This is a genomic window from Halobacillus amylolyticus (assembly GCF_022921115.1).
Classification (GTDB): domain Bacteria; phylum Bacillota; class Bacilli; order Bacillales; family Halobacillaceae; genus Halobacillus_A; species Halobacillus_A amylolyticus.
Genome location: NZ_CP095075.1, coordinates 1045334 through 1069776 on the forward strand (window position 1 = coordinate 1045334; position 24443 = coordinate 1069776).

General features: G+C 40.2%; 26 protein-coding genes. 10 read left to right on the forward strand and 16 right to left on the reverse strand.

The window, feature by feature from the left end:
- The first annotated feature begins 11 nt into the window (after positions 1-11).
- On the forward strand, positions 12-215 hold the full coding sequence (locus tag MUO15_RS05540) for a YlaI family protein (protein ID WP_245034183.1): 204 nt from the start codon (positions 12-14) through the stop codon (positions 213-215).
- An 86-nt stretch (positions 216-301) separates the two neighbouring features.
- Here MUO15_RS05540 and MUO15_RS05545 read toward each other — a convergent pair whose 3' ends face one another.
- Positions 302-673, reverse strand: a complete 372-nt coding sequence (locus MUO15_RS05545; protein WP_245034185.1) for a YlaH-like family protein — start codon at positions 671-673, stop codon at positions 302-304.
- 138 nt (positions 674-811) lie between these two features.
- Between MUO15_RS05545 and MUO15_RS05550 the strand changes: the two genes are divergently transcribed.
- Entirely contained in the window at positions 812-997 is a 186-nt protein-coding gene (locus MUO15_RS05550; RefSeq protein WP_245035860.1) for a DUF5325 family protein, read from the forward strand.
- Positions 998-1024: 27 nt separating this feature from the next.
- Here MUO15_RS05550 and MUO15_RS05555 read toward each other — a convergent pair whose 3' ends face one another.
- Positions 1025-1834 (reverse strand): inositol monophosphatase family protein, encoded by an 810-nt coding sequence (locus MUO15_RS05555; protein WP_245034187.1) that lies wholly within the window; start codon positions 1832-1834, stop codon positions 1025-1027.
- Positions 1835-1965: 131 nt separating this feature from the next.
- Positions 1966-2154: a hypothetical protein gene (locus tag MUO15_RS05560; protein ID WP_245034189.1), complete on the reverse strand. Its 189-nt coding sequence runs from the start codon at positions 2152-2154 to the stop codon at positions 1966-1968.
- A 164-nt stretch (positions 2155-2318) separates the two neighbouring features.
- Between MUO15_RS05560 and MUO15_RS05565 the strand changes: the two genes are divergently transcribed.
- A complete protein-coding gene (locus MUO15_RS05565) occupies positions 2319-2951 on the forward strand; it encodes a YktB family protein (protein ID WP_245034191.1) in 633 nt (210 codons plus the stop codon).
- A 45-nt stretch (positions 2952-2996) separates the two neighbouring features.
- Here the strand turns inward: MUO15_RS05565 and MUO15_RS05570 are convergent, their stop codons facing one another.
- The gene (locus MUO15_RS05570) at positions 2997-3272 is read right to left on the reverse strand and encodes a UPF0223 family protein (protein ID WP_245034193.1); all 276 of its coding nucleotides are present in this window, start codon (positions 3270-3272) and stop codon (positions 2997-2999) included.
- A 15-nt stretch (positions 3273-3287) separates the two neighbouring features.
- Positions 3288-4244: an NAD(P)H-dependent flavin oxidoreductase gene (locus MUO15_RS05575; RefSeq protein WP_245035862.1), complete on the reverse strand. Its 957-nt coding sequence runs from the start codon at positions 4242-4244 to the stop codon at positions 3288-3290.
- Positions 4245-4584: 340 nt separating this feature from the next.
- Between MUO15_RS05575 and MUO15_RS05580 the strand changes: the two genes are divergently transcribed.
- Complete coding sequence (locus MUO15_RS05580) at positions 4585-6054, forward strand: aminotransferase class I/II-fold pyridoxal phosphate-dependent enzyme (RefSeq protein ID WP_245034195.1); 1470 nt, start codon at positions 4585-4587, stop codon at positions 6052-6054.
- 113 nt (positions 6055-6167) lie between these two features.
- Here MUO15_RS05580 and MUO15_RS05585 read toward each other — a convergent pair whose 3' ends face one another.
- Both MUO15_RS05585 and MUO15_RS05590 read right to left on the reverse strand, forming a co-directional pair.
- Positions 6168-6281, reverse strand: coding sequence for a GapA-binding peptide SR1P (locus tag MUO15_RS05585; RefSeq protein WP_244752638.1), 114 nt, complete (start codon positions 6279-6281; stop codon positions 6168-6170).
- Between the two features lie 193 nt (positions 6282-6474).
- The gene (locus MUO15_RS05590; RefSeq protein ID WP_245034197.1) at positions 6475-7332 is read right to left on the reverse strand and encodes a polysaccharide deacetylase family protein; all 858 of its coding nucleotides are present in this window, start codon (positions 7330-7332) and stop codon (positions 6475-6477) included.
- A gap of 138 nt (positions 7333-7470) precedes the next feature.
- Here MUO15_RS05590 and MUO15_RS05595 point away from each other — a divergent pair, with 138 nt between their 5' ends.
- From MUO15_RS05595 to MUO15_RS05600, 3 genes are all read left to right on the forward strand, one after another.
- Positions 7471-7722 (forward strand): aromatic acid exporter family protein, encoded by a 252-nt coding sequence (locus tag MUO15_RS05595; RefSeq protein ID WP_245034199.1) that lies wholly within the window; start codon positions 7471-7473, stop codon positions 7720-7722.
- A 26-nt stretch (positions 7723-7748) separates the two neighbouring features.
- A complete protein-coding gene (locus MUO15_RS22095; RefSeq protein WP_396266344.1) occupies positions 7749-7973 on the forward strand; it encodes an aromatic acid exporter family protein in 225 nt (74 codons plus the stop codon).
- Between the two features lie 584 nt (positions 7974-8557).
- Positions 8558-10093, forward strand: coding sequence for a glycine betaine uptake BCCT transporter (locus tag MUO15_RS05600; protein WP_245034201.1), 1536 nt, complete (start codon positions 8558-8560; stop codon positions 10091-10093).
- Positions 10094-10261: 168 nt separating this feature from the next.
- Here MUO15_RS05600 and lpdA read toward each other — a convergent pair whose 3' ends face one another.
- The 5 genes from lpdA to MUO15_RS05625 form a co-directional block, all read right to left on the reverse strand.
- Positions 10262-11671, reverse strand: a complete 1410-nt coding sequence (lpdA, locus tag MUO15_RS05605) for a dihydrolipoyl dehydrogenase (protein ID WP_245034203.1) — start codon at positions 11669-11671, stop codon at positions 10262-10264.
- Positions 11672-11674: 3 nt separating this feature from the next.
- A complete protein-coding gene (locus MUO15_RS05610) occupies positions 11675-12997 on the reverse strand; it encodes a dihydrolipoamide acetyltransferase family protein (RefSeq protein WP_245034204.1) in 1323 nt (440 codons plus the stop codon).
- Between the two features lie 28 nt (positions 12998-13025).
- Positions 13026-14003, reverse strand: coding sequence for an alpha-ketoacid dehydrogenase subunit beta (locus MUO15_RS05615; protein WP_245034206.1), 978 nt, complete (start codon positions 14001-14003; stop codon positions 13026-13028).
- Between the two features lie 3 nt (positions 14004-14006).
- Positions 14007-15050 (reverse strand): pyruvate dehydrogenase (acetyl-transferring) E1 component subunit alpha, encoded by a 1044-nt coding sequence (pdhA, locus tag MUO15_RS05620; RefSeq protein ID WP_245035864.1) that lies wholly within the window; start codon positions 15048-15050, stop codon positions 14007-14009.
- A 564-nt stretch (positions 15051-15614) separates the two neighbouring features.
- Positions 15615-16328: a YkyA family protein gene (locus tag MUO15_RS05625; RefSeq protein WP_245034208.1), complete on the reverse strand. Its 714-nt coding sequence runs from the start codon at positions 16326-16328 to the stop codon at positions 15615-15617.
- A 192-nt stretch (positions 16329-16520) separates the two neighbouring features.
- Here MUO15_RS05625 and def point away from each other — a divergent pair, with 192 nt between their 5' ends.
- Positions 16521-17075 carry a peptide deformylase gene (gene def / locus MUO15_RS05630; protein WP_245034210.1) on the forward strand — a complete coding sequence of 185 codons (555 nt, stop codon included), beginning with the start codon at positions 16521-16523 and terminating at the stop codon, positions 17073-17075.
- A gap of 504 nt (positions 17076-17579) precedes the next feature.
- Here def and MUO15_RS05635 read toward each other — a convergent pair.
- Complete coding sequence (locus MUO15_RS05635) at positions 17580-18362, reverse strand: Cof-type HAD-IIB family hydrolase (protein WP_396266321.1); 783 nt, start codon at positions 18360-18362, stop codon at positions 17580-17582.
- A 436-nt stretch (positions 18363-18798) separates the two neighbouring features.
- Here MUO15_RS05635 and MUO15_RS05640 point away from each other — a divergent pair, with 436 nt between their 5' ends.
- Positions 18799-19008, forward strand: coding sequence for a DNA-dependent RNA polymerase subunit epsilon (locus MUO15_RS05640; protein WP_245034214.1), 210 nt, complete (start codon positions 18799-18801; stop codon positions 19006-19008).
- Between the two features lie 3 nt (positions 19009-19011).
- Positions 19012-20679 carry a ribonuclease J1 gene (gene rnjA / locus MUO15_RS05645; RefSeq protein WP_245034216.1) on the forward strand — a complete coding sequence of 556 codons (1668 nt, stop codon included), beginning with the start codon at positions 19012-19014 and terminating at the stop codon, positions 20677-20679.
- A 434-nt stretch (positions 20680-21113) separates the two neighbouring features.
- Here the strand turns inward: rnjA and MUO15_RS05650 are convergent, their stop codons facing one another.
- The 3 genes from MUO15_RS05650 to MUO15_RS05660 form a co-directional block, all read right to left on the reverse strand.
- Entirely contained in the window at positions 21114-21782 is a 669-nt protein-coding gene (locus tag MUO15_RS05650; RefSeq protein ID WP_245034218.1) for a potassium channel family protein, read from the reverse strand.
- Between the two features lie 128 nt (positions 21783-21910).
- Entirely contained in the window at positions 21911-22924 is a 1014-nt protein-coding gene (locus tag MUO15_RS05655; RefSeq protein ID WP_245034219.1) for a cytochrome d ubiquinol oxidase subunit II, read from the reverse strand.
- Complete coding sequence (locus MUO15_RS05660) at positions 22921-24273, reverse strand: cytochrome ubiquinol oxidase subunit I (RefSeq protein WP_245034221.1); 1353 nt, start codon at positions 24271-24273, stop codon at positions 22921-22923. Before MUO15_RS05660 ends, MUO15_RS05655 begins: the two co-directional genes overlap by 4 nt.
- Positions 24274-24443: the final 170 nt, after the last annotated feature.

Genomic DNA, 24443 nt, shown 5'->3' on the forward strand with positions numbered 1-24443 from the left:
AGGTGATTACTATGCGTGTAAAGTGCGTGCTGTGCGATGCAATTGAAAAAATAGACAGCTATTGTTTACAAGCGAAAAGATTAAGAAACCGCAGGATCCACACGTACATGTGTCCATCCTGTCATGATCGGATTGGGGAAAATACCAAAAAACGTCTAAATACGGGTCATTTCCGTTTTAATCGGGAGAGAAAGCGCGAAAAGCATTTATCATAAAGAAGACTAAGATTACCTTAATGATGTACAAGGTTCCTTTCTATACGAAAAGCCCTGCTCTTTACGTCAGGGCTTTTCGTATATTGTTAACTTTCTTGACGGCCTTCCCGTTCTTTATGTAAACGGACACGGTATACTGCCAATATTAGTGCAGCTACAAGTAAACTTTCGGCGATCGGCAAATTTAAACCTAAGATTAGTGTAAGGATAAATGTACCTATAACAAGAACGGCGTAAACAACAGCCGCTTTAGCAATCGGCAGCTTCTTAGCAAAACCAAGTTTAAACGTAATAATCGCCAGAATAACTGTGGTTAGATATAATAGAAAAAACGAACGAAACAATACCGCTACTTCCGCTTCGTTATTCATATTTACTTCACTTCCAAGCCCTCTAAAAAAGAAATCAGCAATCGGCCATAAATCTGTAGGCACAGCTAATGTAGACATATCTGTCATAAGGATCCCCCTTACATCTTTCTCTTCCTTATTCATCATACTAAATCATAGAATTCAATGCCACTAGTATTTGCTTATGTATCCTTAGTTACCCGTTTTCAAATCCAGTCGTTATCGATTATAATAGTAGAGAATGGGGTGAACCTTTTGAAAAATTTTAGCTGGAATATGTTTTTACTTGCTTTTTGCGTGATTTTATCGTTTTCCTTTGTCGGCTTTGCACTTGGCCAGCAGCTCTTCTGGCTTGCCGGTTTATTTTTAATTGCAGGCTTTGCCATTATGGGCTTTGGTTTAACAAAGAAAAGAAAACAACAAAATGCATAGGAAAAGCTGCCTCACCAGGCAGCTTTCTTATTTCTTCAAATCGACAAAAGTTTCAAGGACTTCATCATGGAGCATAGGATGGCATGCTAATATCGTTGTCTTGTTGAGCATATCTACATCTTGACCACCCGCAGTTGTGACCGTGCCCCCAACTTCTTTAAGGATAACCATGCCCGCCGCAATATCCCATGGCATCAGTGTCATCGTCAAATAGCCATCTATAACTCCTTCAGCAACAAAAGCGAATTCTAAGGCTGCTGAACCGTAAGTACGTGTACTTCTTAATGTTTTCACAAGTTCATGAATACCTTGATGTGATACGTAAGGGTTCTCAGGCAGCATCCACGTCGTATTTAAAGCAAATATAGCTTGTTTTAACAAACTTTCCTCAGGAAGCTGAGCCAGCTGACGATTATTTTTGTATGCTCCCTCGCCTCTTTTAGCGGTATAGATTGTATCTTCCATCACATTATAAATGATGCCTATTTCGCCAATTCCGTCCTGATATATTCCAACTGAAATAGCAAAATTCCTCTTTTGATGAACGAAATTCATTGTCCCGTCTATAGGATCAATAATCCATATGGTCCCATCAAGACTCTTAATTTCATCACCAAAGCCCTCTTCACCGAAAACGAGATGGTCCTCATATGTTTCTCTAATTTTCTCGGCAAAAAATTGTTCTGTTTCCTGGTCCATCTCTGTGACTAAGTCGTTCGCATTGGATTTCGTTTCAATTGTTCTCGGATCATCTATTTTACTTCTAATTCGCTGACCTGCTTCCAGGACCCATTCCTTGGCCTGTGTATATAGTTGGTTTCTGTGAATTTTATCCATGGTGGAAAGCTCCTTCAATCGGTAGTATTCCTATATCGTACCAGATCGATTCACAAACTGCACATAATTAACTGACTTCAGGTGAAAAACAAGTGCGGCCAAAAAAAGAGCAACCGCTCCGTTGCTCTTTTCTAAGATGACCATTCAATTAATTGTTTTCTAAGTTCGGTAAGCCGAACTTTACTTGCCTTGATCTGCTCCTTATCTTGAGCCAGTATTGCATCATGCAGTGTGACTAATTCATAATCAATCTCAAGACGGATGACTGGGAGCCTTTCTTCAGCTTCTCTTTTACGCAACGTTTCCATTACATGTTTCACTGCCTTTCCTCCCCTTCCAATCCTTATTTATATATATGTCCAAAACCTTCTAAAGTTTACTTATTAATAACCCATTTTCATATAATCCAAACCATCTAAACACATTACTTAGAGATCACTGCCCATTATGATAAACTTTCATTAGAAAATAGAGGAGTGAGAACATGAGTGATTTTACAGGATTTACACAAGAGGACTTTGATGTATTTGCTATATCAGGACTTGAAGCAAGGATGGAGGTGTTAAGAGAACAACTATCCCCTAAGCTTGATGCCATTGCTTGTGAATTAGCCCCTGACCTCACAGCGATGACAGGAGATGAAATGTTCGTTCATGTAGCGAAACATGCTAGAAGGACGACTAATCCTCCCAATGATACGTGGGCCGCACTAGCTTCAAGTAAACGGGGGTATAAGAAACTGCCCCACTTCCAGATAGGATTGTGGGAAAGCCATATCTTTATTTGGTTTGCCGTTATTTATGAAAGTCCAATAAAAGAATCATTTGCACAAAAATTGTTAAAAAATAAGAAAGAAATCCGGTCGATGATCCCAGATCACTTCGTTTGGTCGATTGATCACACAAAACCTGAAGCTTTCATACAGGAGGAAATATCTGATCAATCATTTACCGAAATGTTTGAACGACTGCAGAATGTTAAGAAAGCTGAAATCCTCTGTGGTTTAAACCTAAGCAGGAATGACGAGCGTTTAAAGGATCCTGATTCCTTTTTAGAATTATGCCGGGAAACTTTCCAAACCCTAGAACCGTTATATCGTTACGCGAAATCAATTTAAATAATCCCCGAGGTCCTCATAAGGCGGATCTCGGGGATTATTTATCTATTTCATACTAATTTTTTCACCTGAAGCAGCTGACTTAGCCTGATTAACAGTACGATAACAGGAATAACCTGATTCTTTTTCAAATTGGCTACAAAGCTGTTTCTCTTCACTTTTTGATGGAACGATTTGTTTAAACCTCGTGTAAGCAAGCAACAGCTCATCCTGTTTCACACCAGACTCATAAGCTTGCTCTACCATTGAGTAAAAGTTGACCACATCAATAATCTCTTCCTTTGACCAGTAAGTCTCATCAATCGGATAACTATAACTCACTGTATTCCACTCCTTTTATTTAGACCAAGCTGTCCGGATAGTATCCGCCTCTGTTATGATTCGATTCATTAATTCCGCTACTGATGGGACGTCTTTAATACGAGCCGTGACTTGACCAGCCCAGGCAAAGCCATTCCCTTCCCCATTATGAATAAACCGCTTATTCGCTTCTCCACTAATATAGGATTTTAACACGTCATATCCAGGCTGGTCCTTTTCTAACTCAAGAATCTGATCTGTCCATGAATTTTTCAATGCACGCGCAGGTGCTCCAAGAGAGCGTTTAATGACTACCGTTGAATTTTCATCGGATTCAATTAAAGTCCGTTTATACACGTCATTGGCATGTACACACTCTTTTGTTGCAATAAAACGGGTGCCCATTTCAATTCCCTCAGCACCTAAGGCTAGAGCAGCCATTAACCCTTTCCCATCACCAATTCCCCCTGAAGCAATGACAGGGATCGATACTGATTCAGCGACTTGAGGGGTCAAGATTAATGTACTCGTATCCGCTCTGCCCAAATGACCGCCACCCTCGTGGCCCACCACCATCACAGCATCTGCACCAAGCTCCTCAGCCTTTTCTGCCTGTCTCTTTGCCGCTACTAATACTAATATTTTAATCGGTTTGTTCTTCACCATATCAATGACAGGTTTAGGATTTCCACCTGTAATTGATATAACCGGCACCTCCTCATCGATTGCTACCTGAACCATTTCTTCAAAAGGTCTTCCATGCTGACCGATAGCAAAATTGACCCCAAATGATTGGTTCGTCATGGTTCTAAGTTTATGTATTTCTTCACGAAGTTCTGGTGCATTCTCCATACTCATCGCTGTAATTTGCCCAAGTCCTCCCGCATTTGAAACAGCTGCAGCTAATTCAGCGTAAGCTAAATGCGCAAGGCCTCCTTGAATAATAGGGTAGGTAATCTTCAACGTTTCCGTTACACGATTTTTCCATTCCATCATACATCCCTCCTTCTCTAATACTACCATGTAACAAAACAGTCTTACTAGCCACCTGCCTCTGATTTATCGACGCTCAGACTGATTTTATCAGCGCTCAGCCTAACTTTATCGGCGCTCAGTCTAACTTTACCGGCGCTCAGTCTAACTTTACCGGCGCTCAGTCTAACTTTACCGGCGCTCAGTCTAACTTTACCGGCGCTCAGTCTAACTTTACCGGCGCTCAGTAAAAAAGTTCCGCGCCAGCGCGTCCTTTTTTACTGAATAATAAGGCTAGCCACAAATGCTATCCTTTGCTATAATTCATTTGCTCTCACGCTTAATGAAGAGGTGGTCAATTATGAATCAAAACCAAACCCCCTTGTACACAGGGGTAAAAGAGCACACTGAAAAAAATCCAACACAATTCCATATTCCCGGACATAAAAAAGGAAAAGGAATGGACAGAGAATTCGCTGAATTTATCGGTGAAAATGCGCTATCCATCGATTTAATAAATATTGAACCTTTAGATGACTTACATCACCCCCATGGAATGATCAAGCAAGCGCAGGACTTGGCTGCAGAAGCCTTCGGTGCGGATTATACTTTTTTCTCTGTACAAGGTACTTCCGGAGCAATTATGACTATGGTTATGAGTGTCTGCCAGCCTGGCGATAAAATTATTGTACCTAGAAATGTGCATAAGTCTGTTACATCGGCGATTATTTTTTCAGGGGCAACCCCAATCTTCATTCACCCTGAGCTTGATGATCGATTAGGTATCTCTCACGGTATTACACCTGAGGCTGTTCAAAAAGCTTGTCAGGCTCACCCTGATGCCAAAGCATTACTCGTTATTAACCCAACCTACTTTGGCATATCAGCGGATCTTAAGCAAATTGTAAACATTGCCCACTCATTTACTATACCGGTACTCGTTGATGAAGCTCACGGTGTGCACATTCATTTCCATGAACGACTCCCGGCTTCTGCTATGCAAGCTGGTGCCGATTTAGCAGCAACGAGTGTCCATAAGTTAGGTGGAGCACTCACGCAAAGTTCGGTTTTAAATTTAAAAGAAGGTCTTGTGTCACACGAACGGGTTCAAGCTATTCTTTCGATGTTGACGACAACCTCTACCTCTTATCTTTTACTTGCCTCCTTGGATACAGCAAGAAGGCAGTTAGCAGTTAAAGGGAGAGATCTACTTGAACAGTCTTTAATATTGGCGGATTACGCTAGAAGTGAGATAAACAAATTAGCACCACTCTATTGCCCAGGAAATGAGTTACTAGGAAGTGATGCCACGTTTGATTATGATCCAACCAAGCTGATCGTTTCAGTGAAGAACCTCGGATTGTCCGGGTATGATGTGGAAGTATGGCTTAGAGAAAGATATAAAATTGAAGTTGAATTATCAGATTTATACAATATCCTGTGCATCATTACTCCTGGAGACCGGGAGCAAGATGTACAACTCCTTTTAGAAGCGTTACAAGAACTTGTTTTAGAAAATAAGCCTTCTCTTATGCAAAAACAAATCACGGTTCAAGTGCCTGATATTCCTTCACTTGCACTTTCTCCGCGTGATGCCTTTTATGCAGCAACAGAAGTTGTTCCATTTAATGAATCAGTTGGAAGGATTAGTGCGGAATTCATCATGGTTTATCCTCCAGGCATTCCAATCTTTATTCCTGGTGAAATTATAACAGTTGAAAACATTAATTATATTCGTGAAAATATTGAGGCTGGTCTACCTGTCCAAGGCCCAGAGGATGATTCCTTAAAAACTCTACATGTCATAAAAGAACATCGTGCATTTAAATAGGTTCTGGAGATAAGACGAGGCATCCAATGCTATCGCTCACACCTAACGCCCTCATTAGCCGTTTAACATAAAAAATCCACTGTCCTTAAGTGAACAGTGGATTTTTTATATCTTTATTTTTTCTTTGACTTATTGCAAGATGGACATTTGCTGTAAAGGGTTGATACTTTTTCATTTTCAAAGTGTTCGATAACCTTTTGACAGTTTTGACATACTATTGTACCCATGTTGTACACCCCACCTTTATTTGTAATCGGTTTCAATGTACTTTCATTTTAATATGTCACATTAAATAAATCAACCCCAAAAGTATAACTCTTTAAAAAATGTGACATACTAAATGGCCTTCTTTTAATTTTACGGGTTTATAACTAAAAAAAGAACCGAAAACCTCGGTGGTTTTCGATTCAACTGAATTTATTATGGAGTTTTGATTAACGATGGATCTAATAATTCAAATCCTTTATCTCTTATTCCTTTGACTATAGCGGGGATAGCTTGTGCTGTCCACTCGCGATCATGCATAAGCAAATTGGCTCCAGGCGCTAAAAGCTCGGTATTTACCATAATGTCAGCAAGCGCCCCAGCATTTTGATATTCAGCATTCCAGTCATATCCGTACGTCCAGTTCATGACTAGCATACCTTCCTCTTCTGCAAGTCGCATAGAGAAATCCGTGTTTTGACCAAACGGAGCTCTAAAGAACTTTGGACGCTCTCCAATAATTTCTTCTATCTTATCATTCAGGCCAACGATTTCCTCTCTCTGCTGCTCTTTTGAAATATCCCTCAATGAGGCATGTGTAGCTGTATGGTTGCCTATAGGGAAACCGAGCTCATGAATTTGCTTCAATACTTCTTGCTCTTCTGGACTACTTATAAAATGACCATTCACAAAAAATATTGCAGGAGCATCCAGCTCTTTAAGCTTCTTAGCTATATCTAATGCGTGTTCATCTGGAGCGTCATCAAAAGTTAGTAATGCAACTTGTTCATTAGCATCGTTAATAGGTTTAAATGACCATACATCCGTTAGCTCGTATTCTGGTTCTAAGGCACTTGCTACTACTGTTTCATCCTTTTCTTCCTTTGTATCCTCTTGCTTATCAGCTTCATTCGATTCTGCCTCATTATTCTTCTCTTTCTCAATCTGCTCAGCTGATGATTGCTCGTCCATTGCTTGCTCTGGCTGTTCCGGTTCCTTTTCCACTGCAGCCTGCTCCCCTGCACAAGCTGTGAGCAATAAAACTAACAATAGCATACCGGTCATTTTTTTCATGTTCCTTCCCCTGTTATGTAATTCCACATCCTCTATTATAGTATAATGTTTTCCATTATTACTATCGTTTTGACAAAATTTAAGTTATAATTAGAAATTGTTGTTTAGTAACCACTTGAACTCATTTAGGTGATAAACGTGCTTAACTCTTTAAAAGGTTTTTATTTATTCGGTGGGCGTACAATTAAAATAGGTATTTCCGTGTTTCTAACCGCACTTTTCTGTGGTTTTTTTAATTTTCCTATCATTTTTGCAGTCATTACAGCGATTGTTACTATCGGGCACACAGCTGCTGATTCGATAAAAAAAGCAATGATCCGCTTTCCTGCTTCAGCCATTGGAGCGTCATCAGTGACAGGCTTCTATGCTCTTGTTGATAAAGGGCATTAACATATGCTTTAGCCGCTATGGTCACCATGCTGTTTAAACTTGATGATAGAATTTTAGTTGCGACAATAACAGCAACTGCCATGATTCCCGACTTTCAAGATGATTATTTTGTTTCGTTTATCACAAGATTGGGTACTACATCTATTGGTATCGTCATTTCAACTTTTGTTAATTTTTCTTATTGCCGCCTAATTATTCTCCGTGTATTTACAAATGCATTAACGAACTGTTCGTCCATGCCTCACAATTGATCATTCGCATAATATCGGATGGTAAAGGAGAATCTAACGGAAAGAAGAATACCAGGATTTCGGGGCCTATCGCGAATTGACTGTACGCCTAGAAAGAACCTTTCAACTGTCGCAGTTTCAAAGGGGAGAATGGAAGTTTTACACGATACAATTGAGCAAATGCAGGCTTTTCAATTGGCCAAAAAAACTTCGCGCCCTGCAGCAAATCACCTATCACATAGGTAATCTACAGTATGTACGTATCGCACCAAATGATTTTAGTGCGGAGGATAAGCAGTTACTTAACAAGCTCGTGCAATCCTTTGCGAGAGCATTAGAGGTCCTGCACACGGAATTGACAAAGTACACCTACAAAAAGTTGAAAAGTTCGATTACCTATTTTGGAGGTGGAAGGAGTTGCATGTAGTACATTCCAATTATTATAAACATCAGCTGCCTCCACAAACGATTCTTATGTACGAGCTGCTCTGTTTTCATGAGGTCCTGGGGAATTAAAATCTCCGCCGCACATATGAAAACCGTACTGCAATACTATAGCGAGTAGATCTACTGTAAGATATAAAAAAGAAGAAAGGATGATAATTGTGAAACAGGTATCAAAAGTGTTTTACATTTCATTAGTTGCAGCTGTATTATTTATCATTTGGGGAGTAATCCCTGAAGATATACTAGGTACAGCAAGTTTATCTAATGTGACAACAACTGTTCAAGGATTTATAACAGAAAAGTTTGGATGGTTTTACTTACTGTCAGCTACTGGCTTTTTAATTTTTGCTATTTATTTAATTTTTTCTAAGTATGGAAAACTTAAATTAGGAAAGCCAGATGATGAGCCAGAATATCCTTATATCACTTGGTTCGCCATGTTGTTTAGTGCAGGTATGGGAATCGGGCTTGTATTTTGGGGTGCGGCTGAGCCACTATCTCACTTTCACAATACACCTACCATCGGCCAGGAACCAATGTCTCAAGGTGCTGCAAGAGAAGCCATGAAATATAGCTTCTTCCATTGGGGTTTACACCCATGGGGAATATACGCTGTACTAGCCTTAGCGCTTGCTTATTTCAAATTTAGAAAAGGAGCCCCTGGTGTTATTAGTGCCGCTCTTATCCCACTATTAGGTGAAAAGCGAATTAAAGGCGGATTAGGTACTCTTATCGACTTTATTGCTGTATTTGCCACTATTTTTGGTGTAGCCACTTCTCTTGGCTTAGGTGCCTTGCAGATTTCGAGCGGGCTTTCCTACTCTATAGATGGACTGGAAGATACCTTCGGATTACAATTAATCATTATTGCAATTGTTACTGTTTTGTTTATGACATCTGCCATGACAGGGCTGAATAAAGGAATTAAATATTTAAGTAATGCTAACATTGTGCTGGCTTTACTGCTCATGCTTATGGTTTTATTCTTAGGTCCTACAGGCTTCATTATGGATTACTTTACTACGACGTTTGGTTCGTACGTACGCGATCTGCCATATATGAGTTTCAGACTGAATCCATTTGCCGATGAAGAGTACACATGGATTAAAGATTGGACGATTTTCTATTGGGCTTGGTGGATTTCCTGGGCACCGTTTGTAGGAACATTTATTGCGCGTGTATCCAAGGGACGTACCATTCGAGAATTTATTTTAGGTGTTTTGTTAGTACCAACGGTTTTCGGCGCATTATGGTTCTCAGTATTTGGCGGAACAGCCATTTCACTAGAATTCTTTAACGGTGTAGACATATTCTCAGATGTATCAAACCTTGGTACAGAAGTTGCGCTCTTCTCCATGCTTGAGCATGTTCCACTTGGTGGTATCATGACTGTTGTTGCCCTGCTGTTGATTAGTACATTCTTTATTACATCTGCTGACTCTGCCACCTTTGTATTAGGCATGCAGACGACACACGGAAGTCTTAACCCGAAAAACCAAGTTAAGTTTGTATGGGGGATTATTCAGGCAAGTGCAGCAGCTGTATTACTTTGGACAGGTGGACTGACGGCGTTGCAAACAGCAGCCATTATCGCCGCTTTCCCATTCACCATTATCATGATTCTGATGTGTTTCTCCCTATTTAAAGAATTTAAAGCCGAAGCAAAAGTAGTTGATCTTAAAAAGAAAAAATAAGCAAACAAAAAGGGCGCCTTTCAATAAAGGTGCCCTTTTGTTTTTAATTAAATATTTTGGCTGGGCGGCATATCCTTAGACGCTATGTAGAAGTTAATCTCACCTCTATGACAATAATAAAAGCTCCTAACTCATTTTAAGAGTTAGGAGCTTTTTAAATTTCACTTATTATTTAACGATATGAATAGGTTGTCCCATCGCAACTTCTGCTGCTTCCATCGTAATCTCACCTAATGTTGGATGAGCATGGATGGTTAGAGCCAAGTCTTCAGCTGTCATGCCTGATTCGATGGCAAGGCCAAGCTCAGCAATCATGTCACTAGCATTCGGCCCAGCGATTTGAGCACCAATAACTAGTCCATCATCTTTACGAGTGATCAGCTTCAGGAAGCCGTCACTGTCGTTAAGGGATAGCGCACGTCCATTGGCCGCGAATGGGAATTTAGAAGCTTTTACTTCATACCCTGCGTCTTTCGCTTCCTGCTCTCTATAACCTACAGAAGCTAGTTCTGGCTCTGAGAATACAACTTCAGGGATTCCTAGGTAGTCAATTTCAGATTTCTCACCAGAAATTGCTTCAGCGGCAATTTTACCCTCATAAGAAGCTTTGTGAGCAAGTGGCAAGCCTTCCACAATATCACCGATTGCAAAGATGTTATCAATGCTTGTACGGGATTGTTTATCAGTTTGAATGACACCTTTATCATTCATTTCAATTCCTAATTCCTCTAAGCCAATTTCATCTGTGTTAGGGCGACGACCGACTGTTACAAGAACGTAATCAGCTTCAATTGATTTCTCCTCGCCTTTTACTTCATATTTAACAGTAACACCATCTTTTGTTTCCTCAACACCTTGAGCCATGGCGTTTGTAACTACTTCTACACCTTTTTTCTTCAGACGACGTTTAACGAGAGTCGACATTTGCTTCTCGAAACCGCCAAGAATATCTTTCGCGCCTTCAAGGATGGTTACTTCTGTATCGAAATTAGCATAAGCAGTCCCTAGCTCTGTACCAATGTAACCTCCACCGATGACAACTAGTTTCTTAGGAACTTCTTTTAGATCAAGAGCTCCTGTAGAATCTAGTACACGGTCAGAAAATTTAAAGGAAGGAAGCTCGATTGGGCGAGATCCTGTAGCAATAATACAGTTATTGAATGTGTAAGTTTGAGAGTTTTTCTCGTCCATTACGCGTACTGTATTTTTATCTACAAAATACACTTCCCCTTTAACGATGTCGACTTTGTTCCCTTTAAGTAGTCCTTCAACACCGCCAGTCAGCTTGTCAACCACGCCGCCTTTCCATTCTTGAACCTTGGAAAAGTCAACGGTTGTTTTTTCAGACTGAATCCCCATGTCCTCTGCACCTTTTGCATGGTCAAAGCGATGACTCGCTTGAATAAGTGCTTTAGAAGGGATACAACCAACGTTTAGACAAACACCGCCTAGAGTACCTTTGTCTACAATTGTTACCTTTTGACCTGTTTGGGCGGCGCGGATGGCAGCCACATAGCCGCCAGGACCCGCCCCTATTACCAACGTATCTAATTCAATTGGGAAATCTCCTACTACCATACTTTACGCCTCCATCATAATTAGTTGTGGATCGTTCAGTAAACGCTTGATGTTATTCATTGCATGCTGAGCTGTGGCACCATCGATCATACGGTGGTCAAAGCTTAATGAAATAGCAAGTACCGGAGCAACGACTACTTCCCCGTCAAGTACAACTGGTTTCTCGGCAATACGTCCAATTCCTAGAATCGCTACTTCTGGGTGATTAATAACGGGAGTGAACCATTGTCCACCAGCTGAACCGATATTTGTGATTGTTGTTGAAGCACCCTTCATTTCTTCTGAAGAAAGTTTCCCGTCACGTGCTTTAACAGCCAATTCATTCACTTCACTTGAAATAGAGAAGATTGACTTGCGATCAGCATCTTTTACAACAGGTACAAGTAATCCTTTATCCGTATCAGCTGCAATACCAATATTATAGTAGTGTTTTTGAATAATTTCATCCGTTTCATCATCCAGTGATGTATTTAGAACAGGATACTTCTTAAGAGTTGAAACGAGTGCTTTCACTACATAAGGAAGATAGGTCAGCTTAATATCTTGTTCTGCTGCAACGGCCTTAAATTTCTTACGATGAGCTACGAGCTCTGATACATCCACTTCATCCATAAGTGTAACATGTGGGGCCGTGTGTTTAGAGTTAACCATTGCCTTAGCAATCGCTTTACGCATGCCGCTCATCTTCTCACGAGTTTCAGGATAAGCTTCGCCAGCTGGTTCCGCTGTTGCTTTAGTAGAGGTTTCTGCCTTTTCTTCTTTAGCCGCGTCTTCTTGGCTGTCCTCAGCTTTGGCTTGTCCACCATCTAAGAAGCTGTTTACATCTTCTTTAAGGATTCGGCCATTCTTTCCTGAGCCCTGCACTTTACGGATATCAACATCGTTATCACGTGCATACTTTCTTACTGACGGCATAGCGATGACACGTTTATCTTCATCAACATCACTATCATCGGATTGAGCTGCAGGCTGTTCTGTTGATTTTTCTTCTTTTGAAGCTTCTTGTTTTTCTTCTTTTGCTTCATCTTTTGACTCTTCTTTAGGTTCTTCTTTAGGTTCTTCTTTTGATTCCTCACCAGAATCCTCAGAACCGTCGTCAATCGTAATAATGACTGTACCTACTGTTGTCGTTTCACCTTCATCAACGTGAATCTCTTTGACTGTACCGTCGACTTGGGAAGGGATCTCAACAACTGCTTTGTCGTTTTGCACTTCACAAAGTACGTCATCTTCTTTTACTTCATCACCAGGTTTAACAAACCACTTTGCGATTTCACCCTCGTGGATACCTTCACCGATATCAGGCAGTTTAAATTCGAACGCCACGGTTATTACCTCCTATTAGTAGAGATGATTAAAAATTAACTACTTTATTTGCTTTTTCAACAATATCGTTATGGTCAGGCAGCCATATTTCTTCAGCTTGTGTGAAGGCATAGACTGTATCCGGCGCTGTTACACGCAGAACAGGTGCTTCAAGGTGAAGAATAGCTTTTTCTTGAATTTCAGCAGCAACACTCGCAGCAATTCCTGCTTGTTTCTGAGCTTCTTGAACCATTACGGCACGATTAGTTTTCTCAACTGAAGCTAAAATAGTCTCGTAATCGACAGGACTTACTGTACGAAGATCGATCACTTCAGCACTAACACCGTTTTCCTCAAGCTCCTCAGCTGCTTTTAGACAAGAATGTACCATAGCTCCATAAGCAATCAAAGTAACATCTGTACCTTCCCGCTTCACTTCGGCTTTTCCAAGTTCAACTGTATATTCTTCCTCTGGAACTTCTTCACGGAATGAACGATAAAGTTTCATATGCTCAAGGAAAATAACAGGGTCGTTATCACGGATCGATTGGATAAGAAGACCTTTTGCGTCATAAGGGTTAGAAGGAATGACGACTTTAAGACCTGGCTGCTGAGCCATTAAACCTTCCAAACTGTCAGCGTGAAGCTCAGGTGTGTGAACACCCCCGCCAAATGGTGAGCGGATGGTAATCGGCATATTCCTCGTGTTCCCAGTACGATAACGGTAACGAGCCATTTGACCACTAATCGCATCCATTGTCTCGTAAACGAATCCAAAGAATTGGATTTCTGGAACCGGACGGAAGTCAGTTAAAGCAAGACCGATGGACAAACCACCGATTCCTGACTCGGCAAGTGGTGTATCAAATACACGGTCTTCTCCGAATTCATCCTGAAGACCTTCTGTTGCACGGAATACACCGCCATTTTGGCCTACGTCTTCACCAAAAATGAGCACGTTTTCATCGTTCTTAAGTTCTGTGCGCATCGCATCAGTGATGGCTTGAATCATTGTCATTTGTGCCATGATCTACTTCGACTCCTTTTCTTTATATTCTTCCATTTGTTCTTGAAGGTTGGATGGAAGTTCTTCATACATGTTACCGATAAGATCGGTTACTTTTTGTTTTGGAGTATTGTCTGCTTCTTTAATGGCAGCTTTAATTTCCTCTTTTGCCTTTTCAATGACCTTGTTCTCTTCCTCTTCAGACCAAAGATCCTTGCCTTCAAGGAAAGTACGGAAACGGACGATAGGATCTTGTTTCTCCCATTCGCTATCCATGTCCTCGGTACGATACCTTGTTGGATCGTCACCAGCCATTGTGTGTGGACCATAGCGGTACGTTAACGTCTCGATCAATGTTGGACCTTCTCCATCAACAGCACGCTTACGGGCCTCTTTTGTAGCTGCATAAACAGCTAAAACATCCATTCCGTCAACCTGAATTCCTTCAATGCCGACTCCTACAGCTTTCTGTGCGATCGTTTCAGCCGCAGATTGTTTTTCCACAGGTACTGAAATAGCGAAACGGTTGTTTTGGACAACAAAAATAGTTTGAGCGCCAAATGCACCAGCAAAGTTCATTCCCTCGTAGAAATCACCTTGTGAAGCACCGCCGTCACCTGTATAAGTAATGGCTACTGCATCTTTACCACGCTTTTTAAATCCAAGACCCACGCCTGCAGCTTGAGTAATCTGAGCACCAATGATAATTTGCGGGCTGACAGCATTGACCCCTTCAGGCATTTGGTTCCCTTTATAATGACCGCGGGAAAATAGGAACGCCTGAGTCAGCGGAAGACCATGCCAAATCAATTGCGGAACATCACGATATCCTGGCAAAATAAAGTCTTCTTTTTCAAGAGCAAAATGGCTTCCTAGTTGTGAAGCTTCTTGACCAGCTGTTGGAGCATAAAAGCCTAAACGTCCTTGTCTGTTTAGTGCAATAGAACGCTGGTCTAAAATTCTTGTATAAACCATACGACGCATAATTTCTTTTAAATCATCGTCTGAAAGATCAGGCATCGCATCTTCATTGACGATTTCGCCCTTCTCGTTAAGGATTTGAAACATTTCGAACTGATTTTCGATATTCTCGAGAACTCGTTTCAAAGTCACTCACCTCTTCCTTTCTTCTTTTAAAATAGATGCTGTTGAGTAGCATTCCCAAAACTCCGAAAAAAACTGTACCGATTTGCTCTTATACGTTTTCCCTGTACACATCTTTGCTAATCATAGGTGCGAATATAGTTAAAACTGTTACATTTTAAAAGCAATATTTACTGGTACAATGATATTTCCATATGTAGTTTAGCTCAATACTACAGGATTCGTCAAACACTCTGCAATGAAATGACTATTATTGATAAGTGGAGCCTACATTATGGTAGACCATTTCAAAAAACAATAGATAATCAGATTATGACTGTACCATAATTTTTTTAAGCCTGTATTAATTTTACGACTTTTATAAAAGGGATGCAAATAATTTATAAGTGATTCACGCACGCTTCTCATAACTTTAGCTAAAAAGTCTCTATCTCTCTGTCTAGGTAGCTATATGGGTATCCTTCTACAAATTCTACCGCGTAACTCAATAAGTTTACTAACTAAAAAAACGACCAAAAAGGTCGTTTTTTATTTGGTTTCTTCAGATTGATCGTTACTTTCTTTTGCTTCACTCTCAGCAGAATCTTCATAGGTGACATTTAGTCCAGAAGCATCGTAAAACTGTTTCTTAAGCTCATTGTATTCATTTGTATAAGTATTAAACTGCTTATTCGCTTCAATCACCTTATTGTAGCTTGCATTAATACTTTCCACTTGTTTTTGAAGCTCTTCTTGCGTCAAATCCTTTTGTTGAAGCATTTCATATAATTCCAAGTCTAAATCTAGCGCATTCTGATAAGCCTTGTACAAATCTTGATAAGCTCCGTAGCGATTTTCCATTGTTTCTACAAGTTGGTTAGCCAATTTTTTTGCTTCACTTTGCTCTTCAGTCAGATCCTCGATCAAAGGCTTAATCTTATCAAATTCCTCTTTAGCTGCGTCAATACTTTCTTTTTCTAACTTAAGCTTCTCTTCACGTTCCTTCACGATAGAAGCTGCTTCCTTTGAAAGTTCCTTTATTTTGTCAAATTCCTCCATACTTAAATCAATAATCTGATTGTACAGGTTCTCTTCTTTTTCCTCTAACTCCATTAACGGCTCTTGCTGTTTACGAAACCCATCTTCAAGCGATACAGCTTTTTCCAAGTGATTATATATTTTCTCCTGCGCAGATTGATTTGAGCATGCAGACAAAATAAAAGCCGTTGCTAAAAGCAACGAAACAATTCTTCTAAAACGCACTTCTTCTTCCCCTCCCATATGTTCAATGACTTTATTATTTTTTGATCATATGTACAATAGTATAATAAATAATATTAATTTGAAAGGTTTCTTTTTCATATGTTTCCATTTTTCAAGGATCATTAAAATGGATCATTTTATGCTAAAATAGAATTCGGAATTTATGTTGGTGGATAGGAAAGGATGAATCTCATGATTACAATGAATGATATTATACGTGAAGGGCACCCCGCACTTAGGAAAGTAACAGAAGAGGTGGAAATTCCGCCTGCGGAAGAAGACAAAAAGATTCTGGAAGAGATGCTTGACTACTTAAAAAACAGCCAAGATGAACAGGTCTGCGAACGATATGGGCTCCGTCCTGGTGTTGGATTAGCTGCACCACAAATAAATGTGAACAAACGGATGGTTGCCGTTCATTTCACGGATTTAAATGATAAGTTTTACAGTTATGGATTATTAAATCCAAGAATTGTTAGTCATTCAGTGGAGCGAACCTATTTGTCATCTGGAGAAGGCTGTTTATCCGTAGATCGGGAAGTCCCTGGTTATGTGCCAAGATATCGAAGGGTTACCGTTAAGGCGACAGATCTAGAAGGAAAAGAAGTAAAGCTGCGTTTGAAAGATTATGCTTCCATTGTTTTCCAGCATGAAATCGACCACTTGCACGGCATCATGTTTTATGACCACATTGATTCAGATCAACCATTCAAAGAACCAGAAAACGCAAAACCCGCTGATGCTTAAGAAAAGCGGAGGCGTCTTGGGCAGGGGAAGTTCGGCTAAAACCGAAACGTCCTGGTTCAACGCCGAACGACCCCACGTCGTGTGGGGCCAAGCATAAGCAGAGTGGCGCAGTGGGGTGATCTTTCCCCACGGAGGCGAACTGCTTATGTCTCGAGAGTTTAGACGCCGGAGCTAGACAACGAAAAATCACTACTAGATACCAAAACGCCCGCAAAATAATTGCAGGCGTTTTTATCTTAGGATGTTTTCTTGTTGCTATTCAGAGTGATTTTTTGACGTATAGAAAAGGTCGGATTACATGTAGCAAAGGGAAATATACGAGGCTCCACAGTGTGGGACGAACGGGGAGGATTGAGAACATAGACGAGGAAGTTCGGCCAAGTTCGGCATGTCCTGTGCCAACATCGTACTCCCCCACTCGCGCGTTGCTGCGGAAAGCAAGTATATTTTCCCTCTGTGGTCTTCCTATACAAATACAACAAGCGTTACTAAAAGAGCCTTATCTTAAGACAATAGCTTTAAATCATAAATCGCTTTAACGAGCCCTCCATCATCAACATCAGTGGTTATATGATCACTGACAGCTTTCGTTTCCTCTACCGCGTTGCCCATAGCTACACCTGTGCCTGCTTCACGAATCATTTCCACATCATTGAGGCCATCACCAAATGCATAGGTATCTTCCATCTTTAAACCAGCTGCCTCAATTAACTTTTTAATTCCTTTAGCCTTAGACCCCCCTGCAGGCAAAACATCGCAGGAGTAAGGATGCCATCGGATAAAATCAAACGAGTCATATTTTTTGTCATAGTACTCGATTTCTTTCCCTTCACAAAATAGCAACGACTGATAAATTTCTGTATTATGATAGAAAGTCGCATCAATAGCCGGGTACTCAAAGTGTAAAGAAGCAAGACTTTCTTTTATGTACACTTGCTCACGGTCAGAGGCTTTCATTTCACTTTGATTCATAAATACCATTGGATGATTATTCTCCTCAGCCTCCAAATATAGTTTTTCTAACTGTGTTTTTGGTAAAGGATTTTTGTAAACAGGTTTTCCTTCAAAAACGACATATTGTCCATTAAAGCTTACAAATGAATTTATTCCGAGAGTTTTTCTTAAATCTTCATACATAAACGGAGCACGTCCTGTTGCAATCGCGCAATAAACTCCGCTCTTCTGCAAACTCTTCACTGCTTCGATCGTAGCCTGAGATAATTCTTTACTATGATTGAGCAATGTTCCGTCTATATCAAATAAAGCAATCTTTTTGGTCATCTTCATTCCTCCTTTGATGGTAAGGGTGCTGTGTTTGTGAAATTACTTTTATCCACTTTGTATGCTGGCTATACTTTAGCATGCATGGATATATTTGAGAAGAAAAACGAAAGATATTCATAAATGATTATACGTATATGTTTCATTCTGAACGAAACCGTATTATACTAGAGATAACAGGGATTGGGCGGTTTAACGTTTTTGGCAACTTTCTTCATCATCGAAAGGAGATGGCTCACGTGATGAAGCGTCTAAGAAGAAAGCTTAGAAAACGTTGGAAAAAACTTATGGAACGAAAAACATACGCGTAAACAACCGAATGTCATATGGCGGAGTATGACCCATTCAATTATGAAATGTATTCCCATCTTCAAAACAAACGTGCTATCATTATCAACAGAACAATTATGTGGAAATTATATCTAGTAAGGAGCGATAATAAATGATTTTTAAAGTATTGTATCAGGAATTTGCAAGTGAAGTTCCTGTTCGCGAGCGTACACAATCCATGTACGTAGAAGCGAAGACAGAGAGAGAAGTACGCAAAAAATTGGCTGAAAAGAATGTAAACATTGAATATATCCAGGTGCTTAATGAGGACCACTTGGCTTATGAAAAGCAGTCTGAAGATTTCCAAGTGGAGAATGTGTAACACATGAAGTTTGTTAAAAATGACCAAACAGCTGTGTTCGCCTTAGGTGGACTCGGTGAGATTGGTAAAAACACATACGCTGTTCAATTCCAGGACGAAATCATCCTCATTGATGCTGGAATCAAATTTCCTGAAGACGAGCTTTTAGGAATTGATTACGTAATCCCTGATTACACCTATTTAGTTCAAAACCAGGACAAAATAAAAGGGTTATTTATTACTCACGGTCACGAGGACCATATTGGTGGTATCCCTTATCTGTTGCGTGAAATTAACATCCCCATTTATGCTGGAAAGCTTGCAGCAGGACTTTTACGTAACAAATTAGATGAACATGGATTACTTCGAAATACCAAAATGCACACGATCCAAGAGGACGATGTGATTAAATTCCGCAAAACATCCGTTTCCTTTTTCCGTACGACACATAGTATCCCTGACTCGTATGGAATTGTAGTAAAAACTCCTCCTGGTAACATCGTCCATACGGGAGATTTTAAATTTGATTTCACCCCTGTTGGTGAACCGGCTAACCTTGCAAGAATGGCTGAGATTGGTAAGGAAGGTGTACTCGCACTATTATCCGATAGCACGAATAGTGAAGTACCTGGATTTACTAAGTCAGAACGAGTAGTCGGACAGAGCATCCAAGATATATTTACGCGTGTGGATGGCAGGCTAATATTTGCAACATTCGCATCAAATATATACCGCCTACAGCAGGTTGTTGAGTCCGCTGTTAGAAATAATCGTAAAGTTGCTGTGTTTGGCCGAAGTATGGAATCTTCTATCAGAATTGGGCAAGAGCTTGGGTATATCCGCGCACCTAAGGAGACATTTATTGACACTCAGCAACTCAATCGTCTGCCTGCTCATGAAGTGGTTATTTTATGTACAGGATCTCAAGGTGAACCAATGGCAGCACTATCTCGTATTGCTAACGGAACTCACCGTCAGATCCAGATTATGCCCAAAGATACAGTCGTGTTTTCCTCTTCCCCAATCCCTGGTAACACGATTAGTGTAAGTCGTACAATTAATAAGCTTTATCGTGCAGGTGCCGATGTTATTCACGGACCTTTAAATGATATTCACACTTCTGGGCACGGCAGCCAAGATGAAATGAAGTTGATGCTGCGTTTAATCCAGCCTAAATTCTTTATGCCGATTCACGGTGAATATCGTATGCTTAAAGAACATGTGAAGCTAAGTGAAGAATGTGACATTGATCCAGACAACTGTTTTGTAATGGACAATGGCGATGTTCTGGCTCTTGGCAAAGACGAAGCAATGATTGCAGGTAAAGTTCCTTCTGGTGCCGTCTACGTTGACGGAAGTGGAATCGGTGATATTGGCAACATCGTACTTCGAGACCGCCGTATCCTATCAGAAGAAGGACTAGTTATCGTTGTCGTTAGTATAAACATGAAGGAATTCAAGATTGCCTCAGGTCCCGATATTATTTCTCGTGGCTTCGTTTACATGAGAGAATCAGAAGACTTAATTAAAGAGGCCCAAAAGCTTGTAAGCACTCATGTTGAAAAAGTAATGGACCGTCGTACAACTCAGTGGTCTGAAATTAAAAATGAAATTACTGACACCATTGCACCTTTCCTATTTGAAAAAACAAAACGTCGTCCAATGATCCTTCCTATCATTATGGAAGTTTGATGACGAGAAGCTGGCTAAGACGTAGAAGACCCCGCTAATATGACCTAGCGGGGTCTTCTTTATTCTTTATTCTTTACTTTAACCTTTTCAATGATTTACCCATGTCAAGTAAGTCAATGTCACCTGACTCAAAAAAATTCTTAATGATATATTTTGAATAATTGAAAGCTGACTGATAATCAATGCGGCCTGGGAGCGGAGCCTGCTCTTTTATCACTACATCCATAATTGCCGGCCTATCAGACAAAAATGCCTGTTGTATACGGGTTGACAGCTCATATAAGATTCAATTCTATACCCCTCTCCCCCCGCATGCTTCAGCAAATTTAGCAAACATGAACCGCTCATCCTTTCTTATAAAAAGTGTACCTCCCTTTTATCCTTAAATGATTGAATATAAACAAAAAACACCCGATAGGAAGGGTGTTTTCAATCTAACCTTGTTCTACAACTAAGTTTTTCTCAAAACGGCTGATGTCTTTATCAGCCCCTATAACAATCAATACATCTCTCTCCTGTATTTCCTCTGTAGCCATAGGGGATACAATAATATCTTTATCTCTCTTTATAGCAACAATGTTACAACCGTATTCAGCGCGGATATCTAAATCAACAAGAGTTTGTCCACTCATTTTATCGCCAGCTTTCACCTCAACAACACTATGATCATCTGATAACTCGATATAGTCTAGTATGTTATTGGAAATAATGTTATGGGCGATCCGTTTACCCATATCGCGTTCGGGGTGAACGACGTGATCAGCACCAATTTTTCTTAGAATTTTTTCATGGTAATCATTTTGTGCTTTTACAGTAATCGTTTTAATTCCTAATTCTTTTAGGATAACTGTTGTTAAGATACTAGACAAGATGTTGTCACCAATAGCAACAATAACATGATCGAAGTTACTAAGCCCTAGTTCTTTAAGTACACTTTCATCTGTTGAATCTGCAATCACTGCATGTGCTGCAATATCTCTATATTCATTAACTTTATCTTCATCCATATCTAATGCCAAGACTTCCATGCCTTCTTTATTTAACTCCCGGCATATACTTCCTCCGAAGCGGCCTAGACCGACGACTGCATATTCCTTTTTCATGCTTCATCCTCCATAGTCTCAAATGTATCCATATTTTATCATAGTTTTTCAAACGATACATAGGAAAAATGAAAAGGTACGTGTACAGCAGATCAGATCCATTTTTACGAAAAATTTTCCTAGACCCTTTATTTTTTCCCTTTCACATAGTCGGCATCGAATAAAAACATACGCATGAGCATAACCAATGAGGGGATAAGCAAAAACAAGCCAGCTACAAAGGCAATAATAAGTGTAACCCCCATTGTTTCATTTGTAGCCCCACTTGTGATTGTGACAAAGGGTTGCAAAATATACGGAAGATGCGAGGCCCCGTAACCAAAGAAGGCGAAGAAAAACTGAAACATCACAGCTATAAATGCCCACCCATAATATTTACCTTGATAAGCAAGAAACAGACCTATCATAAAGAAGGCAACTGAAATTCCAAACATCCACCAAAGGTCGATCGCTTTTTGGTAATGCTCAGGATTGTGCTGGCTTAGCGCAATAAAGGTAGTCAAACTCGCTATAATCGTCGGTGAACTCCAAAATAGGGCGTATTTCCGGACGATCTCAAGTGCCGGTCCATCATCTGCACGATGTGCATAGTAAGTCAGGAACATCGAACTTATATACAAAACAGAGACGATGGCAAGCAGGACAACACTCCATGAATATGGGCTTGAAAGTAACTTTCCGATCATAAGATGGACTCCATTAGCAGTTTCTTCAATAAAGCCTCCTTCAGAAATCGTCATCGCTGTTGCCAGTGCAGCTGGGATCAGTAAACCAGTGGCACCGTAAAGAAACATGTACACAGAGTTATCCTTCGACCCATAACTTTCAAATGCATAAAACGACCCTCGTATCGCTAACAGAACGATAGCGATACTTCCTGGAATGAGCAGTGATTGTCCTAAATAATAGGCCGTATCAGGGAAAAATCCTACAAGACCAACAAAGAAAAAGACAAAAAATACGTTCGTTACCTCCCAAACAGGTGACAGGTATCTGGATATCAGCTTATTAATAATGTGATCCTTTTTCGTCAGTTTGGCATAGTAAGCAAAGAATCCAGCTCCAAAATCGACTGATGCAACAATTAAATAGCCATATAGAAAAAACCAAAGGACCGTGATGCCAATATATTCATAACTCATTCTTTGTCACTCTCCTTTACATTAGGGTAGCGACTTTCAAGCTCTAGTTCTGCTGGATTATTTTTAAATATCTTACGCAGCACAACAATACACCCAATTCCTAAAACCATGTACAGCCCTAAGAACAGCAGAAACATTAATCCAACGTATGGTGATGTTGTAGCTCCTTCTGCCACTGTCATGAAACCTCTTATAATCCATGGCTGCCGTCCGACTTCTGCATAAATCCAGCCAAATTCAATAGCAAGCATGGCTAGTGGTCCGATTACAGCTAACCCTGTTAACAGCCATTTATTATACTCATTCCACTTTTTCACCTTCCAGAAAATGAGGAAGAGCATGGATATACCCACTAAATAGAAACCTATAGAAACCATCAAGTCGAACATATAATGGATCCATAGCGGCGGTCGCTCATCTTTAGGTGTTTCATATAAACCTTCGACCTCTGCATCGAAATCACCATGAGCCAGGAAGCTGAGTGCACCCGGAATGCGGATTTCGTTCTCCACTTCATTGTTTTCGTTTAATGTGCCAAAGATCACCAAGTCCGCGCTTTTCTCTGTTTCAAAATGCCATTCCCCAGCAGCCAGCTTGTCAGGCTGATATTCAGCTAAATATTTCGCTGAAGAATCACCAGCTACAGCCGTAGCAATCGCGAAGATAAACGTGGCGGTAACCGTCATCTTTAAAGCTTTCTTATGATAAGTCGTCCCTTTTTTTATCAAAATTATAAATGCGGCAATGGTTGCTAAGATCGCTGCAGATGTTAAATAAGAAGATGTAATTACATGAAACACTTTTGACGGTGTTGCCGGGTTAAACATGGCCGCAAAAGGCTCTACTGCGGTTAGTTTACCTTCCTCAACATCGAATCCTCGCGGTGAATTCATAAACGCATTGACAGTTGTAATAAAGAAAGCGGACAGGGTTGAACCTATAACAATAGGGATTGATAATAACCAGTGAAAGATCGGATTCTTAAAACGATCCCACGTATAAAGATAGGCCCCTAGAAAAATAGCTTCAAAAAAGAAAGCAAATACTTCCAAGAATAACGGCAAACTAATAATATTTCCTGCGAACTGCATAAAGCTCGGCCATAATAAAGAGAGTTGCAGTCCAATAGCTGTACCTGTGACCACACCGACAGCGACTGTGATCGTAAATCCTCTCGTCCATCTTCGTGCTAACAATGTATAATGCGGGTCCTTCTTCTTAATCCCGATGAACTCAGCCATTGATATCATGATAGGTATGCCGACCCCAACAGTTGCAAATATAATATGAAACCCCAGAGTTAAGAAGGTAAGCAGTCGACTCATTAGCACACTATCTTCAAAAAACATTTGCTATCCCCCTGCGCTATTCATTACTATCTAAAGTATAAAACATAAAAGCGATACATGTTTACATGATCGTTGACTATTTTGTGACAAACTTCACAAACTCTGAATCTATCGTATCTCATTGTAAGTCTAATGTCTACATTTTTGACTGCTATTCACTCTACAACACA